This window comes from Actinophytocola sp. (genome assembly GCF_050699935.1).
In the GTDB taxonomy this organism is placed as follows: Bacteria; Actinomycetota; Actinomycetes; order Mycobacteriales; family Pseudonocardiaceae; genus Actinophytocola.
In genome coordinates this window covers 1-19,646 of sequence record NZ_JBOHGB010000138.1, presented here as the reverse complement: position 1 = coordinate 19,646, position 19,646 = coordinate 1, and the positions used below count along the sequence as shown (strand labels likewise).

18 protein-coding genes and 1 pseudogene are annotated in these 19,646 nt (G+C 70.3%); 2 read left to right on the top strand and 17 right to left on the bottom strand.

Annotation, left to right across the window (positions count from 1 at the left end):
• Positions 1-80: 80 nt before the first annotated feature.
• The 15 genes and pseudogenes from ACRDTB_RS30525 to ngcE form a co-directional block, all read right to left on the bottom strand.
• Entirely contained in the window at positions 81-368 is a 288-nt protein-coding gene (locus tag ACRDTB_RS30525) for a transposase (protein WP_431435640.1), read from the bottom strand.
• A gap of 367 nt (positions 369-735) precedes the next feature.
• Positions 736-1,833: an allantoicase gene (alc, locus tag ACRDTB_RS30520; RefSeq protein WP_431435639.1), complete on the bottom strand. Its 1,098-nt coding sequence runs from the start codon at positions 1,831-1,833 to the stop codon at positions 736-738.
• Complete coding sequence (gene allB / locus ACRDTB_RS30515) at positions 1,830-3,158, bottom strand: allantoinase AllB (RefSeq protein ID WP_431435643.1); 1,329 nt, start codon at positions 3,156-3,158, stop codon at positions 1,830-1,832. Before allB ends, alc begins: the two co-directional genes overlap by 4 nt.
• A 5-nt stretch (positions 3,159-3,163) precedes the next feature.
• A complete protein-coding gene (locus ACRDTB_RS30510) occupies positions 3,164-4,396 on the bottom strand; it encodes a DUF6986 family protein (protein ID WP_431435638.1) in 1,233 nt (410 codons plus the stop codon).
• Positions 4,397-4,398: 2 nt separating this feature from the next.
• Complete coding sequence (gene aceB / locus ACRDTB_RS30505; protein WP_431435637.1) at positions 4,399-5,976, bottom strand: malate synthase A; 1,578 nt, start codon at positions 5,974-5,976, stop codon at positions 4,399-4,401.
• A 47-nt stretch (positions 5,977-6,023) separates the two neighbouring features.
• Positions 6,024-6,605 (bottom strand): nitroreductase family protein, encoded by a 582-nt coding sequence (locus tag ACRDTB_RS30500; RefSeq protein ID WP_431435642.1) that lies wholly within the window; start codon positions 6,603-6,605, stop codon positions 6,024-6,026.
• A 2-nt stretch (positions 6,606-6,607) separates the two neighbouring features.
• Positions 6,608-7,906: a signal recognition particle-docking protein FtsY gene (gene ftsY, locus ACRDTB_RS30495; RefSeq protein WP_431435636.1), complete on the bottom strand. Its 1,299-nt coding sequence runs from the start codon at positions 7,904-7,906 to the stop codon at positions 6,608-6,610.
• A 27-nt stretch (positions 7,907-7,933) separates the two neighbouring features.
• A complete protein-coding gene (locus ACRDTB_RS30490) occupies positions 7,934-8,116 on the bottom strand; it encodes a DUF397 domain-containing protein (protein WP_431435635.1) in 183 nt (60 codons plus the stop codon).
• Positions 8,109-8,603, bottom strand: coding sequence for a DUF5753 domain-containing protein (locus ACRDTB_RS30485; protein ID WP_431435641.1), 495 nt, complete (start codon positions 8,601-8,603; stop codon positions 8,109-8,111). Before ACRDTB_RS30485 ends, ACRDTB_RS30490 begins: the two co-directional genes overlap by 8 nt.
• 100 nt (positions 8,604-8,703) lie before the next feature.
• Positions 8,704-8,904, bottom strand: a pseudogene (locus ACRDTB_RS30480) (DUF6082 family protein); the annotation flags it as partial.
• A gap of 101 nt (positions 8,905-9,005) precedes the next feature.
• Positions 9,006-9,641: a DUF6879 family protein gene (locus ACRDTB_RS30475; RefSeq protein ID WP_431435634.1), complete on the bottom strand. Its 636-nt coding sequence runs from the start codon at positions 9,639-9,641 to the stop codon at positions 9,006-9,008.
• Positions 9,634-9,915 (bottom strand): hypothetical protein, encoded by a 282-nt coding sequence (locus ACRDTB_RS30470; protein WP_431435632.1) that lies wholly within the window; start codon positions 9,913-9,915, stop codon positions 9,634-9,636. The genes ACRDTB_RS30475 and ACRDTB_RS30470 overlap by 8 nt, the downstream gene beginning before the upstream one ends.
• Before the next feature lie 114 nt (positions 9,916-10,029).
• Positions 10,030-10,956 carry a carbohydrate ABC transporter permease gene (locus ACRDTB_RS30465; protein WP_431435631.1) on the bottom strand — a complete coding sequence of 309 codons (927 nt, stop codon included), beginning with the start codon at positions 10,954-10,956 and terminating at the stop codon, positions 10,030-10,032.
• A 118-nt stretch (positions 10,957-11,074) separates the two neighbouring features.
• Complete coding sequence (locus ACRDTB_RS30460; RefSeq protein WP_431435630.1) at positions 11,075-12,406, bottom strand: carbohydrate ABC transporter permease; 1,332 nt, start codon at positions 12,404-12,406, stop codon at positions 11,075-11,077.
• Positions 12,407-12,601: 195 nt separating this feature from the next.
• Positions 12,602-14,023 carry an N-acetylglucosamine/diacetylchitobiose ABC transporter substrate-binding protein gene (gene ngcE, locus ACRDTB_RS30455; protein WP_431435629.1) on the bottom strand — a complete coding sequence of 474 codons (1,422 nt, stop codon included), beginning with the start codon at positions 14,021-14,023 and terminating at the stop codon, positions 12,602-12,604.
• Positions 14,024-14,217: 194 nt separating this feature from the next.
• Here ngcE and ACRDTB_RS30450 point away from each other — a divergent pair, with 194 nt between their 5' ends.
• Positions 14,218-15,420, top strand: coding sequence for an anhydro-N-acetylmuramic acid kinase (locus ACRDTB_RS30450; protein WP_431435628.1), 1,203 nt, complete (start codon positions 14,218-14,220; stop codon positions 15,418-15,420).
• A 2-nt stretch (positions 15,421-15,422) separates the two neighbouring features.
• Positions 15,423-17,051 carry a sodium:solute symporter gene (locus ACRDTB_RS30445; RefSeq protein ID WP_431435627.1) on the top strand — a complete coding sequence of 543 codons (1,629 nt, stop codon included), beginning with the start codon at positions 15,423-15,425 and terminating at the stop codon, positions 17,049-17,051.
• Here ACRDTB_RS30445 and ACRDTB_RS30440 read toward each other — a convergent pair.
• Positions 17,032-18,060, bottom strand: coding sequence for a GNAT family N-acetyltransferase (locus ACRDTB_RS30440; protein ID WP_431435626.1), 1,029 nt, complete (start codon positions 18,058-18,060; stop codon positions 17,032-17,034). The genes ACRDTB_RS30445 and ACRDTB_RS30440 overlap by 20 nt on opposite strands.
• Positions 18,061-18,524: 464 nt before the next feature.
• The coding region (locus ACRDTB_RS30435) for an AAA family ATPase (protein ID WP_431435625.1) at positions 18,525-19,646 on the bottom strand (1,122 nt) is incomplete at its 5' end.

Sequence of the window (19,646 nt, the reverse complement as noted above, 5' to 3'; positions counted from 1 at the left end):
CTGATCTCCACCAGGGTCGGGATCAGCGGCGTCCGCAAACAGCGGGCCAGCTCCCGGCGCAACGCGCCGCGGCCCCGGACCTAGAGGCACTGGTCGATCGTTTCGTGCGACACCCGCATCTCCGGCCGGTCGAAGAACTCGACAGCCAGCCTGGTCGAGATCGGCACCGACGACCACCGCTGCAACAACCACGCCTGCACATAGTCCCGCAACTCACCAACACCAGCGAGCGTGGCGGTCTTCGGCCGCCGCGCCCGCTCCCACGCCACCGCATCGGCCCGAAACACCCGATACCGCCCCCGGCCACCATCACGAGTGATCTCCCGGCCCACCGTCGACGCCGCCCGCCCCAACCACCGCGCGATCACCCGAATGCCCTCACCTGCCCTCACCCCACGCCAAACCGACCGAAATCTCCCCACGCTCCGCCACCAACAAATACCGACTCCCCAACACACCACACCCATACCCCATCACCCCACCAGCCTCGGCGAACCACCAACACCCCGTTGGATACGACACACCCACCACCGAACAAGCCCAGCTCACCACCCACCCCACCCAAACCTCCACCCAGAACCACACCCGCACAACCCGCAGCAACGACAACCGCCCCACCACAACACCACCTCACCAACGACAGTGTCGCAACGACCCCAGAACCCAAGAACCCCCGCCCGATTGAATGGACCGTTCAATCGGCTCCCGTGAGGTCCGGCTCCCGGAGTGCCCGGGTCAGACGCCGAACGGCGGCAAGGAATCCACCGGGCGGGAGCCGACCAACGCCCGAGCGTCCACATCGGACACGCCAGCCGTCCGCAGCACCGCGTGCGCCTGCGTGGCCGGGAGCAGGTTGAACCAGCGCAGGACGAACGCCGCCCGGCCCGCCGGGGTCAGCGCACCCCGCAGGCGTAGTCGGGCCATGCCGCCGTCGGGGTAGATGTCCAGGCGGACCTCCGAGACCTCACGCGAGCCGGCGACCAGGAACCGGTGCCGGGTGTCCGGCTGCAGCCGGACCCGGTCCAGCAGCGGCGCCCCGGAGACATCCGACAGCGACGCCCAGCCGGGCGCGTTTCCCTTGAAGTGGCTCGTGTCCAGCTCCGCCAGGCGCACCACCCCGGGACCGGCCAGGCGCACCGACACCCAGTCGTTGCCGTCGTCGCGGCGGCGCGCGGTCTCCCAGCCCTCCCCCATCACCGCGGCGAGGCCCGGGGAGATCAGGTTCGCCGGCGACGAGTAGAACATGTTGCTACAGTCGGAGATCGTCGCGCCGTTCTCCAGGGCGGCCAGGTCGAGCGAGGCCAGGTCGAGGAACCGCGGGTCGGCGACCGGCTCCCCGTGCACCCGCAGCCGCGCCACGCCGCCGTCCGGTTGGATCGTCAGCCGGACGTGGGTGAACCGCCGGGGATCGGTGACGGCGAACGGGTTCTTCGTGTCCCCGGCCAGCGGCGAGCGCGGCACGAGCTCGGCCCACTCCGCCCCGACCAGCTCCTCGGGCGACGGGTGGCCCTCGACCGCGCACGCCTCGATCGAGCAGAAGGGCGGGTAGTTCCCGGTGAAGAACGCCGTGTCCACGACCACGCCGCGCACCACACCCGGCAGCCCGAGCCGCACCACCGCCTGGTCCACCCCGGCGTCGCGCCGCCGCCGGGTCTCCCAGCCGTCGTAGATCTGTCCCTTGTGGCCGAACGTCGACGGCTGGAACACCGGCTCCGCCGCGCGGATCAGGTTCTCCCGCTCGGCGAACAGCTCGTCGTTCGCCCACACCACGCTGCCGCCCACCCGGCGCGACGCCAGGTCCGGCAGCCTCGTCCATGCCGTCGAGTCCGTCATGTACGCCCCCTCACCAGTAGCTGACCACGCGGTGTGCCCCCGTCCACCCGCCGGCCGCGCAGCCACGTCGAGCGCACCACGCCGGTCACCGTCCGGCCGTGGTAGGCGGTCACGGCGTTGCGATGGTGCAGCGCGCCGGCGTCGACCAGGAACGACGACGCCGGCGCGAACACGACCAGGTCGGCGTCGTGGCCCACCGCGATGCGCCCCTTGCGCCGCAGCCCGACCAGGTCCGCGGGTGCCGACGCCATCCATCGCACCACATCGGACAGCGCCACCCCGCGCTCGAGCGCGGCCGTCCACACGGCCGGCAGGCCCAGCTGCAGGCCGGCGATCCCGCCCCACGCCTCACCGAAGTCCCCGCTGTCGAGCCGTTTCAGCTCGGCGGTGCACGGCGAGTGGTCGCTCACCACGCAGTCGATCGTCCCGTCGGCGAGCCCGTGCCACAGCGGGTCCTGGTTGGCCGCCTCGCGGATCGGCGGGCAACACTTGAACTGCGTCGCCCCGTCCGGGATGTCCTCCGCGCGCAGGGTCAGGTAGTGCGGGCAGGTCTCCGCGGTGACCCGCACCCCCTCGCGACGCGCGGCCGCGACGAGCGGCAGAGCGTCCGAAGAGGACAGGTGCAGCACATGTACCCGGGCGTCCGCCTCGCGGGCCAGGTCGATCACCGTCGCGATCGCGGCGTTCTCCGCCTCGCGCGGGCGGGACGCCAGGAAGTCCGCGTACCGCCGGCCCGCCGCCGCCGGCGCCCGCTCGATGACCGCGGGGTCCTCGGCGTGCACGACCATCAGGCCGCCGACGCCGTGCAGCTGGTGCAATGCGTCGGCCAGCTCACCGGGCGAGAGGTGGCCGAACTCGTCGACGCCCGAGTGCAGCAGGAAGCACTTGAAGCCGAACACGCCCGCCTCGTGCAGCGACACCAGCTCGCCCAGGTTGCCGGGCACGGCGCCGCCCCAGAACCCGACGTCCACGTGCACCCGGCCACGCGCGGCCGCCCGCTTCCGCGCCAGCGCCGCGAGGTCGGTGGTGGGCGGCACGCTGTTGAGCGGCATGTCGATCAGCGTGGTCACACCACCCGCCGCGGCCGCGCGGGTCGCGGTGGCGAAGCCCTCCCACTCCGCGCGGCCGGGGTCGTTGACGTGGACGTGCGTGTCGACCAGCCCGGGCAGCAGGACCTCGTCGGCGGCCAGCTCCACCACGTGCGGCGCGTCCAGCTCCATGGCCCGCGGCGCCACCTCGACGATCGTGCCGTCCTTGACGCCGACACAGCCCGGCACTTCGCCCTCGGGCGTGACCATCCACTGTGTCCGGAAGACCAGGTCCAGATCAGTCAAGGCGACCCCCGCCGGGCCAGGGCGGCCAGCTCCACCTCGGACAACCCGCACATCCGCCGCACGTCGTCGGCCTCCAGGGCACCGCAGTCCAGCGCCCGGCGCATCGACATCGCCAGCGCCTGCGCGGTCGCCGGCTCGTCCAGCACGCCCGTGTCGGTCTGGGAGTCCACATAGGCCCGCAGCCGGCGCGCGTTCGCCTCCGCGTGCCGCAGGTGGTACACGAAGTTCGCCGCGTACCGGGTGACGAGCTGCGCCGGGTGCATGTCCCAGCCCTGGTGGAAACCGTGCGCGATCGAGCGCAGCACCAGGGCGAAGTGCGTCCGCCACGCCTCGTGCACCCCGTCGCCCACCGGCAGCACGTTCGACGAGCCGTCGGAGAGCCGCACGCCCGTGCCGGCCGCGCTCACCTGCATCACGTGCCGGGCGAAGTCGCACGCCGCATGCGCGAGGTGCTGCTCGGCGGCCGACAGCCCGCACGCCGCGGTGTAGTCGTACGTGCCGAAGTGCAGCCCGCTCACCCGGCCCGCGCCGGCGGCGATGAACCGCGGGATCGCGAGCCGACCCTCGCTGTCCACAATGGACTGTGTGGTCTCGATCTGGATCTCGAACCGCAGCGCGCCCGTACCCAGGTCAAGCCGGTCCTCCAGCAGCTCCACCAGCTCCACCAGCGCGCTCACCTGTGCCACGTCGGTCACCTTGGGGAAGGTGAGGACGGGCGCGCGGCCCAGCTCGGTGACGAACAGATCCAGCGTGCGGGCCCCGCGGTCGAACAACGACCTGGTGTCGAACGACTTGAACCGGATGCCGACCCACGGCGGCGGATCCGGCCAGCCGGCGACCAGGTCCGCGCACCGCACCGCGTCGGCATCCTCCACCTCGTTCAAGCGCGGACCGTAGCCGTCCTCGAAGTCGATCCGTAGATCCTCCACCGGCTCGCGGGACAGCTTCGCGACGACCTTGGCGTGCACCGCCTCGGCCAGCTCGCCGGGCAGGCCAAGGATCTCGGCGAACGCGCCGGCGCGTGGCGCGTGCTCCTCGAGGGCGGACAGCGCCGCGGCGCCCCACTCGGCCGCCACGTCGCCGGTGACCTTGTCGGCCGGCACGTAGCAGGTGTGCACCGGCTGCCGGCCGCCCGCGTCGCCGGCATACCTGGCCGCCCGCTCGGCGTCCACTTCGGACAGTCGGCGAGCCACTCTCGCGACCATCGAGCCGTCGAGCGAGGTGCGCACGGCTAGATCCGTTCGTAGGCGGGCAGGGTGAGGAAGTCGGGGAACTCGTCGGCCAGCGCGACCTGCTCGAACAGCTCGACGGCCGGGGTGAGGAACTCCTCGGGCAGCACGTCGGCGAGCGCCGTGCGGGTCTCTCCGAGCACGTCACGCACGAGGTCGGTAGTCACCTTCGCGCCCGTGTCGAGGACGACGCCGTTGCGCACCCACTGCCACACCTGGGAACGGGAGATCTCCGCGGTCGCCGCGTCCTCCATCAGGTTGTGGATCGCGGCCGCGCCGTTGCCGGACAGCCACGAGGCGAGGTACCGAACGCCGACGTCGACGGCCGCGCGCAGCCCGGCCTCGGTCGCCGCACCGGGTGTCGCCTTCACATCCAGCAACTGCGACGCGGTCACCGACACGTCCTCCCGCAGCCGGTCGAGCTGGTTGGGCCGCTCGCCGAGCACGGCGGTGAACTCCTCGTCGCAGATGGACACCAGGTCCGGGTGCGCGACCCACGAACCGTCGAACCCGTCGCCGGCCTCGCGCCGCTTGTCCTCGTGCACCTTGGCGAGGGCCTTCTCGGTGACCTCCGGGTCGCGGCGGTTCGGGATGAACGCGGCCATGCCGCCCATCGCGAACGCGCCCCGCCTGTGGCACGTGCGTACGAGCAGCTCGGTGTAGGCACGCATGAACGGCGCGGTCATCGTGACGTCGTTGCGGTCCGGCAGCACGAACTCGGGGCCGGCGTCACGGAAGTACTTGATGAGGCTGAACAGGTAGTCCCAGCGACCCGCGTTCAGGCCCGACGCGTGGTCGCGCAGCTCGTAGAGGATCTCCTCCATCTCGAACGCGGCCGGGATCGTCTCGATCAGGACGGTCGCGCGGACCGTGCCCCGCGGGATGTCCAGCGCGTCCTGAGCATGGACGAACACGTCGTTCCAGAGGCGGGCCTCGAGGTGGCTCTCCATCTTGGGGAGGTAGAAGTACGGGCCGCTGCCGCGCTCGAGGAGGGCCTTGGCGTTGTGGAAGAAGTAGAGCCCGAAGTCGACGAGCGCGCCGATCCAGCGACGGCCCTCGAAGGTGAGGTGGCGCTCGTCGAGGTGCCAGCCACGGGGTCGCATGACGATGACGGCCGGCGTCGCGCCTTCCGCGAGCGCGTAGCTCTTCCCCTCCGGCGAGGTGTAGGCGATCGTGCCCCGGACGGCGTCGGCGAGGTTGACCTGGCCCGACACCACGTTCGTCCAGTGCGGAGTGTTGGCGTCCTCCAGGTCGGCGAGCCAGACCTTGGCGCCGGAGTTGAGCGCGTTGATGGCCATCTTGCGCTCGGTGGGCCCGGTGATCTCGACGCGCCGGTCGGCGAGGTCGTCCGGGGCGGCGGCCACCCGCCAGTCCGACTCCCGCACCTCCCGGGTCTCGGCGAGGAAGTCCAGCACGCCAGTGCGGGACGCCTCGGCCCGGCGCGCCGGCCGCGCGGCCACCAGCTCGTCGCGCCGGTCCGCGAACCTGCCGTGCAAACCGGCCACGAACTCCAGCGCCGCCGGGGTGAGAATCTCCTCGCTTCGCTCGACCCGTTCGTCGAGTACCTGGATGTCGACCATGGCCTACACCCTATGACCGCCGGTCCGTGTCCGCGTTGCGCGATGCGTCACCAGCGGCCGTGGTGCACCACGTCCTCGACCGAGCGGCGGGCCCGGGTGCGGGGCGAGCCGGTGACGGTGCCCGGGGCCTCGTCCGGGTAGCCGATGGCGACCGCGCCGATGGGCTCCTGGTCGTCGGGGATGGCGTAGAGCTCACGGAACGGCTGGACGTCCTCGGGCATGATCCCGAAGTACAGCGCGCCCAGCCCCTCGTCCACGACGGTCTGCAGGATCAGCAGCGTGGCCATGCCGGTGTCGATGTACCAGAACGGGACCGGCCAGTGGGCCTCGTCGCGGTCGGTCCAGCCCTTGTCCGGCTCGGCGTAGCGGTCGAGGTACACCCGCTTGCACGAAAGCGGCACGATCAGCAGCGGCGCGGTGCGCACGCCGTTGCCCTTGGGCCGCATCGCCCAGAACCTGGCCAGGTCCTCGCCCTGCAGCACGAGGAACGCCTGGCCCTGCGAGTAGCCGGCCGACGGGCCGCGGGTCGCGTTGTGCAGGATCCGGTCGAGGACCTCCGGCGGCACCGGCCGGTCCGGCTGGAACGTGCGCACCATCCTGCGGCGCCGCACGACCTCCTGGAACTCCATGCTCACGCCCCCAGCAGCGCGTCGACGAACGCGGTCGGCTCGAACGGCGCCAGGTCGTCCGCGCCCTCGCCGAGCCCGACCAGCTTCACGGGCACGCCCAGCTCGTGCTGCACCTGGAACACGATGCCACCCTTCGCGGTGCCGTCGAGCTTCGTCAGCACGATGCCCGTGATGTCCACGACCTCGGCGAACACCCGCGCCTGCGTCAGGCCGTTCTGCCCGGTCGTGGCGTCGAGTACCAGCAGCACCTCGTCGACCTCGGTCTGCTTCTCCACGACGCGCTTGACCTTCCCCAGCTCGTCCATCAGGCCGGTTTTCGTGTGCAGCCGGCCGGCCGTGTCGACCAGGACCGCGTCCACGCCGGACGCCACGCCCCGCTTCACCGAGTCGAACGCGACCGCGGCCGGGTCGGCGCCCTCCTTGCCGCGCACGACCTCCGCGCCGACGCGCTCCGCCCAGGTGGCGAGCTGCTCGGTGGCCGCCGCGCGGAACGTGTCCGCCGCGCCCAGCACCACCGTGCGACCGTCGGCGACGAGCACTCGGGCGAGCTTGCCCGTGGTGGTCGTCTTGCCGGTGCCGTTGACGCCCGCGATCAGCACCACGGCCGGGAGCCTGGCGCCGTTGGTGTCGTGCGGCAGCGCGCGCACGGCCCGGTCCATGTCCGGGTGCAGCGCCTCGACCAGCACGTCCCGCAGCACCGCGCGAGCCGCCTCGGCGGTGCGCACGCCGCGGGAGACGAGCTCGGCCCGCAGCCTCTCGACGATCTCCTGCGTGGTCGCCGCGCCGAGGTCGGCCATCAGCAGCGTGTCCTCGACCTCGGTCCACGAGTCCTCGTCGAGGTCGCCCGCGCCGAGCAGCCCGAGCAGCCCCTGCCCGAACGCCGACCGGGACTTCGACAGCCGTCCGCGCAGCCGCTCCAGCCGCCCGGTCGACGGCGCGATCTCCTCGGCTGGCTCGGGCGGCCCTGTCGGCGCGATCTCGTCGACGAGTGCGGGCTCAGCCGGGACGACCGCGGCCGGGCCCTTCTCGGGCTCCACCTCCTTGGGCGGCTCTGCCTCGGCCGCCGGCGCTTCGGCCTGCTCGGGCACGGCCGTCTCAGCGGGCTCTGCCGGTGCCTTCTGCCCGCCCGGCGCCAGGCTGATGCCGCCTCCGGCCTGGTAGCCGCCGCGCGGCTGCTCCTCGACTCGCTTCTCGTCGGTGAGGCTGACCCGCCGCCGGCGACTCAGTGTCACACCCGCGACAAGCACGAGCGCGAGCAGAACCGCGACGACGACGATGATCACGATGACGGTGCTCGACACGCCGCCATCCTCGCACGGGCACGATGGTCAGCGGCCCGCGGCGGCTCCCAGCACGAACGCGGCGAACGCCGTCCGGTCGAGCATCAGCTCACCACCGCCCGGGTTCTTCGAGTCCCGCACCCGCGCGGCGGCGTCACTGATCCGCACCTCGACACAGTTGTCACTTCCGGAGGTGCTGCGCGTGCTCTTGAACCAGCCGGTGTCACGCATGGTCGACCTCCTTGATGAGCCGCACCGAGTCCTTCGGGCTCAGCGCCAACTCTTGCACGCGCCGGAACCCGCGGAGCAAGGCCGCCGTGTCGGGCTCCTGATCGAAGTAGGTCGACGGGCCGAACACAACCGTCGAGAACCCGACCGGCGCTCCTTTCTCGCCGAAGAGGAGGACGGTCAGCCCAGCACCTCGCGCCGGGTTGCGGTACGTCTCGGTACGTAGGACCTGAACAGTCAGATTTCGCTTGCTCTCCAACAGGTTCAGGATATGCCGTCGCTGCTCACGCATGACCTCCGGACTACCGACCGCGCCGGTGAGTGCCTCCTCGGTGATCACGAAGCGGAGCGTCGTGTCCGACTCGAGCGTCTTCGCCTGTCGGTCGAGCCGGAAGGCGATCCGCTCCTCCCGCTCGGCGCTCGACGGCTCCCACCAGACCCCGTCGCCGTCGTCGATGGTGGCCCGGACGTAGCCGAGGGACTGCAGCAGCCCAGGGATGATGCCGTACTCGGAGCAGTTGATCTCGGTCGCGCTCGCCTCCAGATCGGCACTCCATGTAGCGGGGATCGTCCATCGCCATCCGCATCAACTCGACGTGGTGAGCACGACGTGCGTTCTTTCGCGCCTCCTTGACCTCGCGGCTCTGTACCAGCAACGAGATCATCACGCCGAGCAGGGCAACGGCGGCGACGACGGCCGATACGGCACCGTAGGTCTCGCCGATGTTGCTCAAGCGGTTCCAGTCGACCTGACTGTCGCTGTCAAGCGCGCGCAATGCCAGCGGCGACATGACGGCAAGTCCCATTGAGACGATCACGAGCAGCAGTATCGTCACAACGAACGTGATTCGTCCTGCCATTGCCCCGATCGAGCGGGAGCGATGCCGTGGGGTCACGAATTCGCGGACCGGCTCAGCTCGGGTCCGACGACGGGAGGCGGCAGGGGTGCGATCTCGCGATCGAAGAAGGTCCAGAATTCCTCAGCCTGCTGGTGCAGCGCTTGCACCTCAGCTCTACAGCCGGCCACCAGCTCCGGATCGGTGAACTTCCGGCCGCCGGCCAGCACACCGTTCTCGTCATAGAGAACCTCGTACATGGCAAGCGAACCCATGAAGATCAGCTCAGGAACGATGCCGTTGGTTTCGAATCGGGAAACGGCCTCGGGCGTGACGATGCGGATGTCCTCCCCGCATTCGGCGCGCACCCGGTACCGGTACATCTCCCACAGGAGATACGTGTCGATCGGAAACTCGACGACCCGGACTCGATACGACCGGTAGCCCAACCGGGCGTCCTCGGCGAACTCGGCGACGACATTCGGCCGGTTGAGTTCGGTCAGCTCGAGGGACTCTTCCCACCTGCCAGCGGCGAATGCCCGCCAGCTCGCATCGTACGGCTCCCGAAAATGCTGGATCCGTTCGAGCTTGTCGAATCGCTCGATCCGAGGCCACAGCCGGCTCAAGTCATCTCGATATGCCTCAACTGGCGTGAATGTCTCGCCCGCTGCCTCGCGGACTCGGTCAAGCATCTGGAATATCCTTCTTTGCCGCGACGATCGTGGCGCGCGGGACCACGACGACACGCTCGTCATGAACAACCGTCACGCCATCCGGGAGACGCTCAGCATAGACGTCGGTGAGATCGCGGCCAATCACCGCAACGTCTCCGTTGGAGAGTTCCCAGATGTCCGGGCAACCTTGTTTTCCGTCGGTCGGCGGACCAGCGAGCTTCGCTGGATGGACACCGAGTCGGCGAACGAACGTGGCGTCGCGGTCTGCTTCCCATCCTCTGCCGGCAGTCATCGTATCCCCCAGTCATAAATTGACCGATACGCACAGTCTCTCTCGCAACAGGCAGCGAAGCATTGTCCGGCGGACAAAGTGCTCCGAACGGTGGGATATCGGGGCGCGAGCAGGCTATTTCAGGACGCCTGCGGTCAGGCCGGCCTGTACCTGCTTCTGGAACAGGATGTACACGATCAGCACCGGCAGCAGTGCGATCACCAGGCCGGCGAACAGGGCGGTCCAGTCGCCGCGGTAGCCCTGGCTGATCGCGAGTGAGGCGAGGCCCTGGGCCAGGACCTTCTTGTCCGGCTCGTTCATCAGCACCACCGGCAGCACGTACTGGTTCCAGTGCCCCAGCACGTTGAACAGCCCGATGCTGATCAGGCCCGGCTTCGCCATCGGCAGCATGACGCGGAAGAACAGGCCGAAGTGCGAGCAGCCGTCGACGATCGCGGCCTCGGCGATCGAGGTCGGCAACGTGCGGAAGAACGCGGTCAGGAAGAACACCGTGAACGGCATCGAGAACGCCACGTACACCAGTGCCAGCGACAGGAAGCTGTTCAGCCCGAGCAACTCACCCAGCAGCGGCAGGTTCTCCGTGTTGCGCACCACGAAGAACAGCGGCACCAGCGCCAGGAACACCGGGAAGATCAGCCCGGCGACGAAGCCGAAGTAGATGACCCGGTTCCCGGGGAAGTCGTAGCGCGCCAGCACGTACGCGGCCATCGCGCCCAGCAGCATGGTCAGCGGCACCGAGATGAGCACGACGATCACGCTGTTGACGAAGTACTGCCCGATGTTCGCGACCGTCCACGCGCGAGCGAAGTTCTCCCAGTGCAGCCCGCCGAGCTCCCACCACCGGTCGGACAGGAACTCCCGGTTCGTCTTGAACGACGAGACGATCGCCCACAGCAGCGGCAGCGTCGTGACCAGTCCCCAGATCAGCAGGAACGTGCCGTTGAGCAGGTTCAGCGCGAACTCCCCCACGCCGACGCCCGGTGCGCGCCGCCGCGGCGAGCGGACCACCTCCTCGACCGGGTGCTCCTCGACAGTCGTCATGATGCGACCACCTCCCAACCGCACCCAAGGGGAACGGGACGCAACCCAGCCACAGGTACGTCCTCAACCGCACGACACAGACGCAAGGTGACCAGCAGTTTTAATCTCGGGGAGGCGGTCACTGCAGCTCCACCCGCTCCCGCCGGGCCGCCCGCAAGAACAGCACGGCGACCAGCAACGTCAACAGCAGCAGCACGACCCCGATCGCGGAGGCGTAGCCGAACCGGTACCGGTTGAACGCGGCGCGGTAGAGCGCGACACCGAGCACGTCACCGGCCCGCGACGGCCCGCCGCTGATGCCGAGCATGACGTGCACGAGCGCGAACCCGTCCATCGCCTGGATCGCCAGGTACACCCAGCCGACCTGCACGGTGTCCCACACCAGCGGCAGCGTCACGTGCCGGAACGTGGTGTAGCGGTTGGACCCGTCGAGCAGCGCCGCCTCGTAGATGTCCTTCGGGATGGACTGCATCGCCGCGGAGAACAGCACCACGTAGAACCCGACGAACGACCAGATCATCACGACGACGACACACCAGAACGCGAACGCCGGGTCGCCGAGCCACGGCGTCGCGAGCGCGTCGAGGCCGACCCAGTTCAGCATGCCGTTGACGATCCCGCCGGCCTCGGTCGGCGCGAAGACGTACTTGAACAGCACGCCGACGATCGCCACGGAGAGCACCTGCGGGAAGAAGTAGACGACCTTGTAGACGCCGGCCCCGCGAACGCCGCCGATGCCGCTCTTCCCCCGCCGGCCGACGTTGAGCATGGAGGCGAAGAACAGCCCCAGCATGACCGTCACCGCCGGGACGACGACCAGCAGGATCCCGTTGTTGCGCAGGGCGACCCAGAACTGCTCGTCCTCCCAGAGGCGGGCGTAGTTGTCGAACCCGATGAACGTCTGATCGGCCGTGAGGCCGGTCCAGTCGGTCAGCGAGATGTAGATCGCCTGCGCGTAGGGCGAGACGACGTACAGCGCGTAGAGCCCGACCGGCAACAGCAGGAACGCCAGCACGAAGCCGCCCTTGCCACGCTCCAGCCCACCCCGCTGCGGTCGGCGGCGACTACGCACCGCCGACCGGTTCGTGCGGAAGTATTCCTGCGCGTCCCGATTCCACGCCAGCAGGCCGATGACAAGCAGGCCGAGCCCAATGGAGATCAGGGCGTCGTCGTCGAGGTCGACGAGGTTGAGCACGATGCTGATCGACAGCAGCACGATGGTGGTGATCCTGGCACCGTTGCTGCCGTTGAGGATCATCGTCGCGAACACGAGATAGGCGACCGACAAGCCGAGCAGCAACAAGGTCACCACCGCACCGAGTCCGGTGGTCGTCGTGCCGGAGCCGAGCAAGATCAGGCCGCCGAGAATGCCGATCGCGGCGAAGATGTAGAGCAGCACCGACGCGGCGGTCACCACGCTCGGTCGCTCGGTCATCCCGTAGCGGCTCATCGGCTGGCTCCCTCGGGGTCGGCAGTACGGGTACCGCCGGCCGGTGCGGATCGACCTTCTCCTCCGCCCACGCCTCGCGGACCCGGGTGTGCGCCGGGTCGTCGGTGATCTGCCAGCCGCGGGTCTTCGCAGGGCCCGCCATCACGTTCAGGCAGGCCGAGAACCTTGATCGCCACTGAGGATCGCGCAGCCTCGTCAGCGGGTGTACTTGGTCACGGAGTCGTCGTCGCGAACCTTCTTGGCCTCCGCCTCACAGCCGGCCGCCCACTCGTCCACCGACCTGCGGCCGGTCATCAGGTCGCCCATCTGCGCGTTGATGCCCGGGTTCCACATGTCGCCGTACCAGTTGTTCCACATCCAGCTGATCACGTTGTCGCCGGCCGCCTCGAGCACGCCCTTCGCGGAGGTCAGGCCGGGCGGCAGCTCGATGCCCTCGGCGGAGTCCTTGACCACGGTCAGGCTCGACACCTGCTCGGTGAAGCCCTTCGCGCCCTCCTTGGAGAGCATGATCCGCATGTACTCCAGGCCGCCGCGCGGGTTCTTCGCGGCCGCCGGCACGACGTAGGGCTCGCCGGGCACGGCGTAGATCGTCTCCCGCGGCATCGCCGAGTCCTCGGACAGCAGCGGGTCGGCCATCACCGCGAACTCGAAGCCCTCCGGCGTGACGTCCGCCTGCTCGCTCTCCAGCCACGAGCCGCACGGCACGAACGCCGCCTTGCCCGCGCTCCACTGGCCCTGCGCCTGGATGTGGTCCATGCCCTCGGTCCCGGGCAGGATGAACCCCTTGGTGCGCAGGCTCGCCAGCGCGTTGGCGGACTCCTTGACGGCCTCGTGCTCCCAGGCGCCCTCCTCCAGGTTGTCGACCGCCACCAGTACCTCGGGCCCGGCGAGCTTGGCCGCCATGGACAGCAGCGACCAGACCATGTAGCGCCCGTGCACGCCCGGGTAGGTCCACGGCGCGATGCCGGCGGCCTTGATGTCCGTGCAGAGGTCGAGCATCTCGGCCCAGGTCGCGGGCGGCGTCCAGCCCTTCTCGTCGAAGAGCGCCTTGTCGTACCAGATGCCGTACACCGTCAGCGCCATGTTCATGACGTAGGGCTTGTCGCCGAACGTGCCCTGCTCGACGGCACCCGGCACGAGCGTGTCGCGGACCTTCGTGTCCGGATCGTCCCAGCTGGGCGCCTCGTAGAGGTCGGTGAGGTCGTAGAGCTGCTTGTCGGAGACGAGCTGGCCCAGCGGGATCTGGCCGTCGCCGGAGTCGTTGACGAAGTCCGGCGGGTTGCCGCCCACGAAGCGGGACTGCAGGGCGCCCGCGATGTCGACCTCTGCCTTGTGGGTGATCTTCGCGTTCGGGTACTTCTCCTTGTACATCGGCTCGTGCACGTCGGTCGCGTACTTGTCGCCGAAGCCGCCGTTGAAGATGTAGATCTCGATCGGGGCGTCGGTCGGGACGGCCAGCGGGTTGTCCGCGGACTTCTCCCCCTCGGTCGCCTCCTGGCCGCCACCGGAAGTGGCACAGCCGACCAACGCGCCGGAGCCCGGCAGCACCAAGGCGCCCGTGGCGAGGGCGCCGCGCAGGAAGTTCCTCCTGCTCCAATCCGCCGAAAACCTGGTCATGCTCGCTCCTCGTGTCCTCGCGTTCCAGCTTGCCTCGAACAGGCATGCCGACCCCGCTCCCCGGCGCAGGGTGACACATTATCGCCCTGGTCTATACCTCCTGAGGGGAATACTCAACAGTTCACGACATCGATTCGGTCAAGAAGTAACGCGCCGCCTTGCGCACCCACCTCGCGACTGGATAGCCAGATCCCGTGACTTCGTGCCGGGTGATCGGGCTGCTGTCCGGAACGTCCATGGACGGTGTGGACGTGGCAGTGGCCGAGCTGCGCTTGATCGACGAGACCATCGACCTGCTTCCCCTCGGGCACACCGAGATGCCCTTTCCCACCGCGCTACGCAACGCGCTGCTCGCCGCCCTGCCACCGCGCGAGTGCACCGCCGAGGAGCTGTGCCGGCTGGACACCGAGGTCGGCCAGGCGTTCGCGTCCGCCGCGCGCGGCGCGCTCACCGGCATCGCCGGCGGCACGGCCGACTTCGTCGCCTCGCTCGGGCAGACGCTCTACCACTGGGTCGAGGGCGAGCGCGCCCTCGGCACGCTGCAGATCGGCCAGCCGGCCTGGATCGCCGAGGCCACCGGGCTCCCGGTGGTCGCCGACGTGCGTGCCCGCGACATCGCGGCCGGCGGGCACGGCGCGCCGCTCGCGAGCGTCCTCGACCGGCTGTGGCTGCGCGAGCTCGCCGACGAGGACGTCGTGGCCGGGCTGAACCTCGGCGGCATCGCGAACATCACCGTGGTCACGCCCGACGCCCCGGCGCGGGCGTTCGACACCGGTCCGGGCAACGCGCTGCTCGACGCGGCCGCCCGGCTGATCTCCAACGGCGCGTGGCAGCAGGACGTCGACGGCGACCTGGCCGCCCAGGGCAGCTGCCGGGAGGACCTGCTCAAGGTGCTGCTGGCGGACCCGTACTACGCGGCGGACCCGCCCAAGTCGACCGGCAAGGAGCACTTCCACACCGGCTACCTGCGGGACGCGCTGGCGGAGGTGCCGTGGGTGAGCGGCCCGGACCTGCTCGCCACCCTCGTGGAGCTGACCGCCACGACGGTCGCCGAGGCCTGCCGCGGCCACGGGGTCACCCGGGTCGTCGCGTCCGGTGGCGGGTTGCGCAACCCGACGCTGATGAAGGCGCTCGCCCGGCTCCTCGCCCCCACGACCCTGATGGCGAGCGACGAGCTGGGCCTGCCGGGTGAGGCGAAGGAGGCCTACCTGACCGCGCTGATCGGTTTCCTGACGTGGTCGGGGATTCCGGCGAGCGTGCCGAGTGCGACCGGCGCCCGCGGCGCGCGCCTGCTCGGCAGCATCACTCCCGGCGGGACGGCCCTGCGCCTGCCCGAACCCGGCACGACCACCGTCGCCCGGCTGCGGCTGACCCAACCAGAGATCAACAGGAGGTAACCGTGCGCGCTCTCGACGTCGCGATCATCCTGGCCTTCCTGGTCGGGATGCCGCTGCTGGGCATCCTGCTCGGCGGCCGGCAGAAGTCGTCCACGGACTACTTCATCAGCGAACGGAAGATCTCGTGGTGGGTGGTCTGCGTGTCCGTGGTCTCGGCGGAGACCTCCACGCTCACGGTGCTGTCCGTGCCGGTCGTCGCGTACCTGGCGCCGGAGCAGGCGGGCGGCATGACCTACCTGACGCTGGCGTTCGGCTACATCGTCGGCCGGATCATCGTCTCGTTCGTGCTGCTGCCCCGCTACATCGACGGCGACCTGGTCACCGCGTACGCGTTCCTGGGCAAGCGGTACGGCGACGGCATGCGGGCGACGGCCTCGGTGACCTTCCAGTTCACCCGCCTGCTCGCGGACGGCATCCGGCTGTTCGCCACCGCCATCCCGATCAAGGTCGTGCTCGCCTCGTACGGGGTGAACGCGTCGTACTGGGCGATCGTCGTCGTGCTCGGCATCGCGATGGTGTGCTACACGTTCGTCGGCGGCGTGCGGGCGGTCGTGTGGGTCGACGCGATCCAGATGCTCTGGTACGTCGTCGGCGGGCTCATCGTGGTGATCGCGCTCGCCGGTGCGCTGCCCGACGGGTGGTTCGGCAACGCGATGGACGCGTCGAAGTTCCAGCTGTTCGACTTCTCCTCCGACGCGCTCACCGGCGGCTTCCCGTTCCTCGCGGCGTTCTTCGGCGGCGCGATGCTGGCGATGGCCTCGCACGGTGTCGACCAGCTGATCGTGCAACGGCTGATGGCCACCCGGGATGTGCGCGCGGCGCAGAAGGCGCTGATCGCGAGCGGCGTCGTGGTGTTCCTGCAGTTCGCGTTCTTCCTGTTCATCGGCGTGATGATGTGGGCGTTCTACCAGGCCGCGGTGCCGACGGACCCGGTCGCCGACGGCGGTCTGGGGCTGGGCAACAAGGACGAGCTGTTCGCGAACTTCATCGTCACCGAGCTGCCGTCCGGCCTGTCCGGCTTCGTCATCGCGGGCATCCTCGCGGCCGCACTGTCCTCGTCGCTGGGCGCCCTCGCGTCGGCGACCGTCACCGACGTGTACGAGCGGATCTCCCGCCGCACCCTGTCCGACCAGGACCGGCTGCGGTTGGGTCGCATGTGGACGGTCGTGTGGGCAGGCCTGCTGATCGTCTGCGCCGGCCTGTTCGCCACGGCCAACCAGACCACCGCCGACCCGATCGTCGTGCAGGCGCTGGGCATCACGGGGTACACGTACGGGGCACTGCTCGGCGCGTTCCTGCTGGGGCTGCTCGTCAAGAAGGCGAACCAGGTGGACGGGATCATCGCGTTCGTGGTCACCGTGGCGGTGATGACGTTCGTGATCCTGGGCGTCAAGTTCGTCGGCCCGTCCGCCACGGCGGACCCGGTGGCCAACGGCTACGGCGAGTGGGCCTCGATAATGATCGACTTCTCGCCGGCCGTGCCGGCCGAGGGCGTGCGCGGCCTGGTGGCCTGGTGGTACACGCCGCTCGGCGTGGCCGTGACGCTGATCGTCGGCGGGCTGCTGGCCCTGCGGCACCGCGGGCGCCCGGAGCCCGACGCCGACGAGCAGGTCACGGCGAGGGCTGCGTGACGGGTGCCCCGGCGGGCCGGTAGTCGGTCTTCGTGTAGTTGACCAGCTCCAGGGTGAGGGCGAAGCCGAGCGCGGTGAACATCCGCTCGGAGGCGTCGTTGCCCAGCCGGATCACGGCGGCCGCCCGGTTGCGGGCGCCCGCCCGCCAGGCCAGCTCGGCCAGCAGGCGGCGGACGAGCAGCCGGCCGGCCCCGAGCGAGCGGTACGTGGGGTCGACGCCGACGACGTCCACGTAGTACTCCGCCGCCTGCGGGTAGCCCGCCGCGTAGCCGAGCACGGCGCCGGCCCGTTCGCCGGCCCGTTCGCCGCTGCCCCGCAGCACGACGACCGTGTGCTCGGCGCCGTCCGCGACGAGCCGACGGCCGGAGGTCGGGGCGTTCGGGAAGAACCGGTCGTGCAGCCGGGCGACCTCGTCGCGCACGGCCGGGTCGGCGGGCAGCACGCACACGCGGTCGTCGGCGTGCGGAACGTCGCCGGCGGCTCCGACGACTCCGACGAGCAGCGCCCGCAGGTCCGCGCCGGTGAGCGTGAACAGCCGCGTCGTGGTGTGCGCGGAGACGTCGTGGCGCGCGGCGAAGTCGGCGAGCAGCCGGTTCTGCCGGTGGCCGAACAGGTCGAGCCGGGTCACGCCGGCCATCCTGGGCAGGCTCGCGGCGAGGTCGAGGAGGGCGTCCGCGGTGGCCTGCCAGAGCTGGCCGGCCGCGGGATGGTTGGCGGGCACGTCGACGAACGGCCCGTACAGGTACGCGCGGTGCTGCTCGTCGGGGTCGTCGACACTGGCCTCGACGCTGGCCTCGACGCTGAGCACCCCACGCAGCCGGCCGGTGCGGTCGACGGCCACGACGGCCACGGACACCCAGTCGGGGCGCAGGCCGGCGAGTTCCTCGGCAACCTCCTCGACGGTGTCGCCGTGGAACGCGATGAGGTGCGCCGGGTCGGCCTGCAGGCGCGCGATCAGCTGGATCGCGTCCTCCAGGTCGGCCGGCGTCGCTGGTCGAACGTCGTACATACCGGAAAGCTTGAACCGCCGAAGGCGGCCGGCGCGAGCGGATTACCGGCTTTTTCGGACACGCTCGCCGAGTGGCCGGACGGCTCGACGCGTTTCCGTGACTTACGTGATCGAGTGATCGGCCATACTTCTCGCACTTGCGGGGGTCACCTGTGCCTCCACCGCGTCGGGGGCCGGCACTCGCGTGCTGCGCTGGCTGACCCTGCCGGACGACGGCGGTCTGGGAGGTGTCGGGCTGCTCGGCGAGGACGCCGGGTCCGAGTCGGGGGCGGGCTCGGCCTGATCATGGGCCTCATCGCGGCCTCGTGTCCGGCGTCGTGGCGTTCCTGGCGTACCGCGCCGCATCGAACGCCACGCCGCATGCGGGCCCTGCCTACGGCGCCTGACCCGGCCGACCGAAAGGCCCCCTTCGCCGGCGAGCGAAGGGGGCCTTTCGCTGTGTGGTCAACACAGAAGTACGCGGGTCAGGCAGGTGCGGGTTCCGGCTCGCGCCCGTGCAGCCGCTGCGAGATCACCTGGGTGATGCCGTCCCCACGCATGCTGACGCCGTACAGCGCGTCGGCGATGTCCATGGTCGGCTTCTGGTGGGTGATGATCAGCAGCTGGGAGTTCGCGCGCAGCTCCTCCAGCAAGCCGATCAGCCGGCGCATGTTGACCTCGTCCAGCGCCGCCTCCACCTCGTCCAGCACGTAGAACGGCGAGGGCCGCGCCCGGAAGATCGCCACCAGCATGGCGACCGCGACGAGCGACTTCTCGCCACCGGACAGCAGCGACAGCCGCTTGATCTTCTTGCCTGGCGGCCGCGCCTCGACGTCCACGCCGGTGGTCAGCATGTCCTCGGGCTCGGTGAGCACCAGGCGCCCCTCGCCGCCCGGGAACAGCGTCGCGAACACGGTCTGGAACTCGCGCGCCACGTCCTCGTAGGCGGACGTGAAGACCTCGAGGATCTTGTCGTCGACCTCCTTGACCACGGTCAGCAGGTCGCGCCGGGTCGCCTTGAGGTCCTCCAGCTGGGTGGACAGGAACTTGTACCGCTCCTCCAGCGCCGCGAACTCCTCGAGCGCCAGCGGGTTCACCTTGCCCAGCAACGTCAGGTCCCGCTCGGCCCGCTTCGCCCGCCGCGCCTGGGTGTCGCGGTCGTACGGGATCGGCTGCGGCGCGACCACGGTCTCGCCACGCTCCTTGGCGGCCTCGTACTCGGCCAGCTCGACCGGGCTCGGCGGTACCGGCACCTCGGGCCCGTACTCGACCACCAGGTCTTCCAGGCCGATGCCGAAGGTCTCCGCGATCTTCGTCTCGAGCTGCTCGAGCCGTAGCCGCTGCTCGGCCCGCAGCACCTCGTCGCGGTGCACGGCGTCGGTCAGCTTCTCCAGCTCGTTGGACAGCTCGCGCACCCGGTTGCGGACCTCAGCCAGCACCCGCTCGCGGTCCTGCCGCTCGGCCGCCGCGGTGTCCCGCTCCGCCGCGGCGGCCCGCAACGACTCGGCGATCCGCTCCAGCGCGATCTCGCCGCCGCGGATGACCGACCGCGCGACCTCCGCGCCCCGGGTCCGCGCGGCCATCGCCCGAGCCGCGCGCTCCCGCGC